Source organism: Ligaoa zhengdingensis (assembly GCF_014384885.1).
In the GTDB taxonomy this organism is placed as follows: Bacteria; Bacillota; Clostridia; order Oscillospirales; family Ruminococcaceae; genus Ligaoa; species Ligaoa zhengdingensis.
In genome coordinates, this window is record NZ_JACRST010000041.1 from 1 (window position 1) to 9991 (window position 9991).

At 51.3% G+C, this 9991-nt stretch carries 9 protein-coding genes and 2 pseudogenes; all 11 read right to left on the reverse strand.

What is annotated here, in order from left to right:
- Nucleotides 1-276, reverse strand: a pseudogene (locus H8711_RS12835) (type IV secretory system conjugative DNA transfer family protein); the annotation flags it as partial.
- A gap of 41 nt (nt 277-317) precedes the next feature.
- Nucleotides 318-476, reverse strand: a complete 159-nt coding sequence (locus H8711_RS12840) for a transposon-encoded TnpW family protein (protein WP_006428300.1) — start codon at nt 474-476, stop codon at nt 318-320.
- A gap of 142 nt (nt 477-618) precedes the next feature.
- On the reverse strand, nt 619-2490 hold the full coding sequence (locus tag H8711_RS12845; protein ID WP_249283799.1) for an AAA family ATPase: 1872 nt from the start codon (nt 2488-2490) through the stop codon (nt 619-621).
- Nucleotides 2487-3983: a MobQ family relaxase gene (mobQ, locus tag H8711_RS12850; RefSeq protein WP_249283800.1), complete on the reverse strand. Its 1497-nt coding sequence runs from the start codon at nt 3981-3983 to the stop codon at nt 2487-2489. Before mobQ ends, H8711_RS12845 begins: the two co-directional genes overlap by 4 nt.
- Nucleotides 3949-4308 carry a DUF3847 domain-containing protein gene (locus tag H8711_RS12855; RefSeq protein ID WP_249283801.1) on the reverse strand — a complete coding sequence of 120 codons (360 nt, stop codon included), beginning with the start codon at nt 4306-4308 and terminating at the stop codon, nt 3949-3951. The genes mobQ and H8711_RS12855 overlap by 35 nt, the downstream gene beginning before the upstream one ends.
- A 127-nt stretch (nt 4309-4435) precedes the next feature.
- On the reverse strand, nt 4436-4960 hold the full coding sequence (locus tag H8711_RS12860) for a hypothetical protein (RefSeq protein WP_015516227.1): 525 nt from the start codon (nt 4958-4960) through the stop codon (nt 4436-4438).
- Nucleotides 4961-5253: 293 nt separating this feature from the next.
- The gene (locus tag H8711_RS12865) at nt 5254-5397 is read right to left on the reverse strand and encodes a hypothetical protein (protein WP_164979630.1); all 144 of its coding nucleotides are present in this window, start codon (nt 5395-5397) and stop codon (nt 5254-5256) included.
- Nucleotides 5398-5537: 140 nt separating this feature from the next.
- Nucleotides 5538-5882 carry a TnpV protein gene (locus H8711_RS12870; protein WP_120120817.1) on the reverse strand — a complete coding sequence of 115 codons (345 nt, stop codon included), beginning with the start codon at nt 5880-5882 and terminating at the stop codon, nt 5538-5540.
- Nucleotides 5879-8803, reverse strand: coding sequence for a DUF4368 domain-containing protein (locus tag H8711_RS12875; RefSeq protein ID WP_249283802.1), 2925 nt, complete (start codon nt 8801-8803; stop codon nt 5879-5881). Before H8711_RS12875 ends, H8711_RS12870 begins: the two co-directional genes overlap by 4 nt.
- Nucleotides 8800-9270: a PcfB family protein gene (locus H8711_RS12880; RefSeq protein ID WP_015567070.1), complete on the reverse strand. Its 471-nt coding sequence runs from the start codon at nt 9268-9270 to the stop codon at nt 8800-8802. Before H8711_RS12880 ends, H8711_RS12875 begins: the two co-directional genes overlap by 4 nt.
- 91 nt (nt 9271-9361) lie before the next feature.
- Nucleotides 9362-9991, reverse strand: a pseudogene (locus H8711_RS12885) (hypothetical protein); the annotation flags it as partial.

The following is a 9991-nucleotide window of genomic DNA, read 5'->3' on the forward strand; positions in this document are numbered from 1 at the left end:
GTCCCACAGCACCCGCACATGATAGGGCAGACGCCCGCCATAGGTGTTGTCAGCCCGTTCACACAGAAGGTTGAACATCTGCGAAAAAGCGAGGGCAACCAAAAAGTTGTAGGTGGTGTCCGTGTCGCTGATAAGAAAGAACAGCGCTGATTTTTCATCCCCCAGCTTATCCAGCTCCAGTTCGTCATAAGACATGATCTCCCGAAGTTGGGGAATATCAAAGGGAGCCAGTCTTGCACCGCAGGAAATCAAAATGCTTTTGGCTGTCTTGCCAGAGACGAAAAGTCAAGGACTTTTTCATCAAATTCACAAAGAAGTCACATTTTGCGGACTTCCTCACGGAGCAGACGCTTGATTTTGTCCTCCATTGTCTCTTTTGCGGTCTGGCTGAAATGCACACGGACGATATAGGTTGTTTTGCCGATCTGCTTTCTGACAGTCGGGCAAGTAGCGGTGTTGGTTGCGGTATTGTTCATTCAAAATCCTCCTGTAAATGAAAAATGCCCGGTGACTGTTCATCATCGGGCGGTGTCGGTATGAGGGAACAAGGCAAGGCGGCAACATTAAGGTATCTATAAAAACCTTGCCGCCTTTGCCACGCTTGCCGTGTTCCTATTGTCAGTCTCGGAGATAGCAGACCCATGCTGTGCCGTCTTTCTCGGTCACAAGTCTGTCCCCGATACGGCTCTTTGCCGTTCTCATGGTGCGTGAGGAAATCCCACGCTCATTGACCGTCTTTTCCAGCTCTGCACTCGGCATACGCTTTCCGTTTGCAAGCAGTTCCAGAATGAGCATTTGCGCCTGTGCGGTCTTGCTCTCGGTCTTTGCGGTGTCTGCCCCGGCAAGAAGCTCGTCAGCGGTAATGTCATAAGCCCCTATCCACTCAAAGCCTTTCTCGTCTCCCAGAGAAAATGCAAGGGACTGTCCGGGCGGTGCAAGGGAGCTTTTCTCATGGATAAGCACCCTCGTTGTGGGGCTGTCCTTCAGCTTGCCGATAAAAAGCAGACTGCGGACTGCCGCCGTAATGTCGATAGACCCCAATCCCCGGTAGGTGCTTTGCGTTCCTGCGGCTTTGTTGAGGTGTCCAATCAGCACGATAGCGCACCCTGTAGCCTGTGCAATGTCTCCCAGACTGCGGAAGATGGGACGGACTTCATTTGCCCGGTTCATATCCACATCTGCGCCCATAAACGCCTGCACCGGGTCAATGATAACCAGCCTTGCGTTGTTCTCACGGATTGCTCTTGCTATGCGCTCATCGGCAAGGGTCAGCGGTGTGTCCCTATCGTCAATGACAAGCACTCTTTCAAGGTCTGCTTCCGCTTCCATCAGTCGGGGCTTGACGGTATCGCCCAGACCGTCCTCTGCGGTCTGGTAGATGATGTTGAAAGGCTCAAGGGTCTCCATACCGGGTAAAGGCTTTCGGTTGGTGCAAGCCGCCGCAAGACGCATGGCAAAGTAGGTCTTGCCCTCGCCGGGGTTGCCCTGTATAATCGTCAGCTTTCCAAAGGGGATATAGGGAAACCATAGCCAATCCACGCTCGTCAGCTCCACATCTGCCATGCGGAGCATGGGAACAGGCTGGGCGGTGGGCAGCTCTCGCAGCGTGATTGTCTCGGCTATGAATTTGCGGCTGGGAATGTCCCCTTGCTGGCGGAGAACATTGTTCCAATCTTTCCTTGCCGGGACAAGGCGAATGACGGCAATCTCACCGGGAATGGACTGTGCCAGTCGTGTGCAGGCTTCATTTCCAGCGGCGTCGCTGTCAAGGCAGAGGAACACTTTTCGGGTGTCCTTGCGTTCAGAAAGAAAACGGTCAAGGGCTTTGCCAGAAACGCCGCCCAGGGCAAGATAGCTCCTTGTCTGCCAATCCTGCGGATAAAGGCAGATAAAGGACAAAAGGTCTATCGGAGCTTCAAAGACAAAGAGCTGGTTGCTGTTGCCCTCATATCGGAACGGATAGGACTTGTCAGACCCGGTAATATCCTGTCTGAATGTGTCTGCCGTTCCTCGCACATGGGCGTATCTCGGTGTGCCGTTTCGGTCTCTGCCGACAAACACAACATTGTGCCGCTTTGCGTCCTCGTAAATATCCCCGGAAAGAAGAAAAGCCTCAACAAGCGTTTTGTTGAGACCTCGGCTTTCGCAAAGATATTGAATTGCTCTGTCGGCTGTTCTGTTGTGCAAGGGCAAGTGGAACGCTGTGGGCGGTGCTGTGGTGGCTTCGGTCTGCCCCTCGCCGCTTTCGCCGGTCAGGAGCTGGACGGCTTCGGGAAAGGATTTTCCGTAAAACTCCATGACAAAATCAATGGGATAGCCGCCCTTGCTCTGGCTGTGGCGAAACCATTTGTTTCCACGAATGGTCAGGCTGTCATGTTCTTTCCAGCGGTATTCTCGTCCGCTTTTGATAAGTGTCTCTCCCTGTGTGCGGAGAAAATCTTCCAGACTGACGGCGTTTGCCCGGTCAATCTGTGCTTTGGTATAATTCATCGGGATAGTTCCTCCTTTTTGTGTCGTGTTTGGGGTCGATTTTGGAGCATTTGTTCCTCTGTGCGCTCGTTAAATCGGGCGGCAGTATCTACACATGACTTGACCTTCCAAAGACGGTGTAAATCGTCTCTGACGGTCTTAAACTCGCCATAGGTGGTGTTGTGCGCCTGTTCCAGCTCGTCATACTCTTCGGTCAGCTTTTTCATATCCACCTTGCCGTCCGGGAACTCCCCGGTCAGCTTGCGTCTGGCGGCGTAGAACTGTTTCAGTTCCGCTTCATGCTCTGCCTTGTACTTGGCTCTGGGCTTCTCAAACTTGATTTTCTGCAAGCCGTCATAGACAGGCTTCAAGCTCTGGAAAGCAGCAGAGCTGTCATAGATCTGCTTAATTGCTTTCATTCGGGCGGTCTGTTCGTCCAGCGTTTTCTTCAAGCTCTCTGTGGCAGCACTGTGTTCGCTGACACGGCTTTCCAAATCTTCAAGAGTGTAAATGCCGTTTGCCCGGAGATAATTGAAAGTATCGTTCATCTCCTTTAGGTTGCTGATTTTGCCTTTCTGGGAATATGCCCCGGCTTTGCGCTGAGTGTAATAGGCGTTCAGCAGAGAAACAAGGTCGGGTGCCTGTGGCTTGGCAAGCTCGGCTTTCATATCCGCTATCCAGCCCATAAGCGAAGTGATTTTCTTCTTGATGTCTCGAATAACGGCATTGGTGGCTTTGATCCAGCGGTTGAACTCGCCCTTTTCGGTGCGTATGCCTTTCTTCTCCATCGCCCGGACGGTTGCGCCCTCATGGACGGTGGGAAGAAGCTCCACGCCCTGACGCTCATAGCTTCGGTGGTCGATGCGAACATCAAGCCCTTTCTCTGCAAACTTGGCGTTGCATAGTTCCGCCCATGCTTCACGCCAATGTTCCAGCGTTTCGGGACTGCCCCAGTCGGTAGTGGGAACGGCATTGAAAACATACTCGCCGTTCTGGTCTCTGATACGATTTCCGTCCTCGTCCAGCTCGTACACTCGTCGTTGCTTTAGCCCCCATTTACCGTCCTGCTCGATGGGGCGGATGGGACAAAGCACATGGAAGTGTGGGTTTGGTATGCCGCCGTCCTCCCGGTCTGGCTGGTGTACGGCGAAGTCAACCACCATGCCACGGCTCACAAAGTTCTCCAATAAAAATCGCCTTGCAAGAGCGATGTTTTCCTCAAGGGAAAATTCATTCTGCAAGGCAATGTCAAAGCTGTATGCAAGCTGGGCGTTCTTTCCACGCTCGGCTTTTTCCACGGCGTTCCATAGGGTCTGGCGGTCTGCGTATTCTGGCGGTGCATGGGACGGCAAGAGAATGTCAGAGCAGATCACGCCGCCCTTGCGGGTGTAGTCGCTGTATTCGCCGTAATACTCGCTATACAATCGCTCCCCGGCTCGGTAGGCAGCAGAAGCGATAGCGGACTGTCCTGCGCTTCGCTTAGTCTGCGTGACACTCAGATGAAATAGTGCCATCGACTTTCAACTCCTTTCCTCCGTTCGCTTTGTTGATGTGGGTAATCGCCATGTGACGGACGGCTCGCTGGACTTCGGGCAGAGAAAAGATGTACTCCATCAGCTCCGTCATTTCGGTGCGTGTGAGATCTTTGAACTCCGGGGCAAGGCTCTCAATCGTGCCGCCCAGATTGCAAAGACGGTGGGTGCGCTTTTGTCTCTCGCCTTTCTCCAGATACTTCTTTCTGTTCTCCAGACGCTCCAGCTTGTGCTGTTCCTGTGCAAGCTGTGTCTCGACCTGTTCCTTTTCGGCTCGGAGCTGTTCAAGGTTTTTCGGCTTTGCCATTTTTCGTGACCTCCTTTTTTGAAAATGGGGATAAAAAAAGACCGTCAACTTTTCGCAGATTGCGACCAGTCAACGGTCAGTTTTTCGGTATTCAGTTGTTGTGTTCAGTTCGGTAAATTGAAGTTGGTCAAAGTTGTTGGCGAAGATATTCCACAACATTTCCATTCGTATCATAGAAACAGATGTTTCCTACATTGAGGGGCAGGACAATGGCGAAAGGCTTGCCACTATCAATATCAATCACCTGAATGCCGTTGCCATCATCTACTTCAAGTCGAACAATATTTTGGGTATTCATTGAGATAAATGCCCTTTCGTTATTTCCCTCAACAACAAACTCTGCAATGTAATCATCAACCTCAACTATATCTCCACCACCACGGAAGAAATATCCAAAAGACAAGCCGGGGCGATTTACATAGACAGAAAAAGTGTGGTCTGTCTTGTCCTGTGGGTAAGAAATAAATGCAGCCATTGTGTCGGAAATGCTTCCATCAACAATCCAATCATCCAAAATTTTTTGAGATTGGCGAATGTCTGCTTCTAAACTGTTTGCGGTTTTACCAATGTCATTGTTTGCATAAAGGAAACCGAAAACCAACACACAAGCCAAAATAACACCCAAGAGGATTATGGGTAATTTCTTTTTCATAGAATCACACTCCTTTATCAAATTAAGATTCTTGATTTTCAAACTTGCTGGCGGCGAACGGTTTGTCAAAACCGTTTGCGGACGGCAAGTCCACAGGGGATAGCCGCTTTAGCGGCGCAAGGGGGTGTAGCCACCTTGACGGAACGAAGTGACGCAACATTCTCGGTCATGCAGTTTTCTTCTGCTGACGGAGAATGAAGCTCCGCAGGACGCACTACTCTCGACAGAGAGTATAGAAGTGCGCCCTTTAGTTCCTAAAGGGCTTTTATCAGTGCGACAAACTGGAAGTTATTTTACTTGCGTTCCATAAATCCTATGATTGAAAAAATCAATCCTACAATCCCAATTCCGATAACGAGCAGCCCCATTCCTGATGAGCAAAGAGAAATTATAATGGCAAAGAGTAGTATTGCAATACCTAATCCAATTTTCTTCATTGTAAATCCTCCTTTACAAATGTCGATTTGTTGCTTAATTTTTGTATTCAAATTATACCATAAAACTTGTGAACAATTCTACCTCAACTTTTGTGAGATATGAGAAAAGTCCGAACAGTTTTCTGCCCGGACTTCCTCGCTCAATTATAAATCAACTCTGCTTTCACAACTTCCTCTGCCTGCGCCTTGCAAGCGTTCATCTGCCGCACCCATTCCATTTGGTTTTCAGCTTTCAGTTGCTCTGTCACGCCGTACTGCTTTGCCAGCTCTGGCACGATCAGTTCCATGCGGCTTCGTGCCGCTTCGTCAATCTCGGCGCAATGCTCAAAGAGCTTGTCGGATAGCGCCAGCTCATTGAACAGTATCGGGCGGTGCATTTCCAAATACGCTTTGCGAAGTCTGCCGTAGTGTCCGAGGGGCTTTGTCTTGCGGATAACGATGTTCGGGATAAGATAATCTCCGTTCTGTGTGTAAGTGATATTCATGCTGATTGCACTCCTTTCATCGGCTCTCTCTGCGGTAAACTGCTGACAGGGACGAACACTCCCTTTGCAATGTCCTCCGCACGAATGGCGGCTTTCTTGGCTTCGATTTCTGCCTTTTTTCTCCCCTTGATTTTGTCCTCGTATCGCTTCTGCGCTCCGCTGGCTTTCCGCTTCAAGTAGTTCTGATGAAGCCTGTCCTTGCGTTCCTCACGTTTGCGGATTTCCTCTAATTCCTCCGGGGTAAGCTCTACTTCTCCAAACGCCGGGGGAACGAAACGCCCAACAAAATTGAAGTAAATCTCGACCTCCTGTGTGGTCTGTATACTGCCTTTGCGGTCACGCTCATGCACAAGGATTTTCTCGATAAACTCGTTGAGCATGGCAATGGTCAGCTTGTCGAAGTTCTCATACTTATCAATCAGAGCGATAAAACGGTCAGCGTCCTTTTCGTGCTTCTCATAGCTCTTGACAGCCTTTTCCAGAACAGAGATTTCAGCGGTAAGCTCGGTCTGCTCCTTTTCATATTGAGCGTCCAGAGTGGCGTATCTGCTGTCGGACAGCTTTCCTAAAATGTTGTCCTCATAGATTTTACAGAGCAGGACTTCCAGTTCGGACACTCTCTGCTTTGCGGTGGCAAGGCGTATCCGCTGTTTCTTAACCTCTGCTGTCTGCTGGCTGGACTGCGCTTCCTGTACCACTCGGACAAACTCGGCTCGGTCATGCTTCGCATACTCGGCAATGGCTTTGAGCATTTCGGAAACAAGGGACAGTACCACATCTTCATTGATACGGTGCTGGGTCTTGCAGAGCTTTCCAACTGGGACTTTGCTGTATTGGGAACAGGTATATTGAGAAATACGCTTGCCGTTGTTGGTACGGTGGACATACATCTTGCCGCCGCAATCGGCACAATAAAGCAAGCCTGTGAGGGGAGCTGCTTCGCCCCAGCCGTCCGGGTAGCGTCTGACATTCCCACGGATTTTCTGCACAAGGTCAAAGGTCTGCTGGTCAATGATAGGCTCATGGGTATTCTCGAAAATTGTCCATTCGTCCTCCGGGACATAATGGCTTTTCTTGTCCTTGAAGTGCTTTCGGGTCTTGAAATTGATGGTGTGTCCCAGATATTCACGCTTTTCAAGAATGTTGCAGATGGTGGAAGAACCCCAGCCGTACACATCTTTGAAAGTCTTGTTTTTGTTCACGCCCTCGCTGTGCTGGGCAAGGTAAGCGGACGGAATGAGGACTTTTTCTTCTTTCAGCTTGCTGGCGATCTGATACGGACCGTAGCCCTCAATCGTCATGGCAAAGATGCGCTTGACCACATCAGCGGCTTCGGGGTCAACCAACCATTGGTCTCTGGCTTCGTTCCAGAGATAGCCGTAAATGACCGTGCCTGTGAGGTGCTTGCCGGACTTGCCTTTGGACTGGAAAGTAGAACGGATTTTACGGCTGGTGTCTCTGGCGTAATACTCGTTCATGATGTTGCGGAAAGGGGTAAAATCATCGTCTCCTCTGGCGCTGTCCACGCCGTCATTGATGGCGATAAGGCGAACGCCACGCTGACGCAGGATTTCCATAATCTGACCGACTTTCAGATAGTCACGACCCATGCGGCTCATGTCCTTGATACACAGGTACTCCACATTCCCAGCTTCCACTTCTTTCATCATTGCCAAAAATCCGGGACGGTCAAAGCAAGTACCGCTAATGCCATCGTCCGTGAAATGGACAATGTTTGTAAAGCCCTGCCGTGCGGCGAACTCCTCCAACATAGCCTTTTGATTGGAAATGGAATTGCTCTCACGCTGTTGGTCATCATCTTTGCCAAAGTCATCACGGCTCAATCGTTCATACAGAGCAGTGATTTTCTCGTTTTTTCTCATAACTTGCGCTCCTTTCTTCGGTTTTAGGTTGTGTGTTCTAAGAGACTTCCCAACCGCTTGATTAAGAAGTCTTTTAGAGCATACAACACCGCTGGCGAGCTTGTATTTCTTATACTGCCTCACGGCGAAGTGCTGGGGGCTGCGGTGTTCCAGCCCGTCAAACATATAGTCCACCGCATTTTTGAAGGTTTCGTCATCCTCCCGGACTTCCATGCTGTTTATCATTTCCACCAGCGTATTCATGTTGCGTTCTTCTTCCGGCCCCTCAAAGACGATGTAGGCCACAAGGGCACAGTACAAGAGGGTTTCTGCTTTTGTCCAGAACTCGTCGCCCTCCTTGCCGTCGCCTTTGGTGTTGGCAATCAGGGCGGTAACAAATTTCAAAACATCGCTTTCCGTCTTGATATAGGCCAGCGGATTGTAGTGCATGGATTTTGAAAAGTCGATACTGTTGAACACCCGCACCCTGTATTTCTCCCGTTGCAGAAACCGCCCGCACTGGTCGAGAGTGCCGCCCTTCGGGTCTACCACCACATACGAGGAATGGGCTTGAAGGAGCTGCGGGGTCAACCAGAACCTTGTCTTTCCCGAGCCGGACGATCCGATGACACAGGCGTTTAGGTTCCGGGCATTGGCGGGTATCTTCGGACGGGTGTTCATGGTAAGGAACTCCGTCCCGGTCAGAATGACATTGTTCTGAAATTTAGGGTCTACAAACGGCTTTATATCCTCCTTTGTTCCAAAGCGGGCAGTGCCGTACTCTGCATCCCGCCGGAATTTTTTCGCCTGCCTGATCTTTGACTGTATCAGCAGATACACCCCAGCCGCACCGGCAAGGCCCACCAGCAGGTCAATACCTCCCAGCCCCGGCCAGTAGGTTTCAAAGGCTTTGGGGAAGGTATCGAGCATCCCCATGAGCTTTGTCCCGAAGTCTGTGCCGGGGGCGATCCGGTATGCCGTCCCGATTTTGGAGAAGAACCAGAACACAAAGAGGTACGGCAGGTTTGGGAGCACATATTTTCTAATCTTGTCACTCAACGTCCGTCCTTCACCGCCTCTCTGGTTCGCTGCTTTTCCTTTGCCTGCGTCCTGATCTGCTCCGTGAATTTCCGAAGCTGGCCGAGGATGGAAGCCTTGTCCTGCTCTTTGTTCAGCACCTTTGCGCTGTACTTCTGGAAGGCCGCCGTGATAGCGTCCGCCTGATTGGCTTTGAAGAACAGCAGGTAATGACCGGGGCTCACTTTATGGAAAGCGTAGTCCACATGGAACTCCTTTGCGATCCGGTCAAAATCCTTTGGGGCTCCCACATAGGGCATGGCGCTTTTGCCGCCATAGTGGTTCATCAGCTTTTTTACACTCTGGCGTCCCTGCGGGGTCAGCGCCTTCCGGTGGTGCTTTTGCAGCGCCCGCGCTACCTTCCCAAGAGCGGCAGCCAGCACTTTTCCCGTGAGCTTCGTTGTCCTGATTGAAAGGGCAACCGTTTTTTGGTTTACTTCTTCCTGCATAAAACCTCCTTTCCGTCGGGGTTCCCGCTATCCGGGAGGCCCCCGTACAATCTCGGGGAACAGAAAACCTCGGGCCAATGTGGCCCGAGGCTTACCGCTCGGCATCTCTGCCGGACGGAGCTTTCTTTTCCGGCTCCGTCTGGACTTTTTCGCCCTGTTCCCGCATGGTCTGCAAGATAGAGGGCTTCTTTTGAAGCCGGGAGGGCTTTTCGCCGGACAGCGGCTTGATACATTCCAGACGGTCAGCCGCCCGGATGGCGTTGTCTGTGAGCTGCCTCTGCCATGCGCCCACGCTGGGAGCCCAACGAAAGCCGCTGCTTTTCAGCTCGGCCCGGGTGTCCGCGTCAGGCTTTCCGTCAAAGAACACCTGCAAGCGGTTGTCCTCCCGGTTCATTTCCACACGACCCCCATCGAACTCCCAGCCGGAAAATTCCTGCTGTGCCTGTTTGGAAAGCTGTTCGATACGGGCCTTTACCCGGCGGATCTCCGCATTGTTGTTGGTTAGCTGGTAGCTTTCAAAGGGCCTCGGGTCGCTTCGCCAACTTGACGCCATGCTTGCTTTCAGCTTTTCAATCTGGTCCAGCGACAGCAGCGCACAGCCGTCCAGCTTGCCATGCTTGCGGTAATAGGCGTTGACCTCCTTCATAATGAGCTGGGAGCGTTCCAGCCCGTCCAGCTTCTTCTGGAGCTTTTCAATCGCTGCCGGGTCATCGGCGCTGAT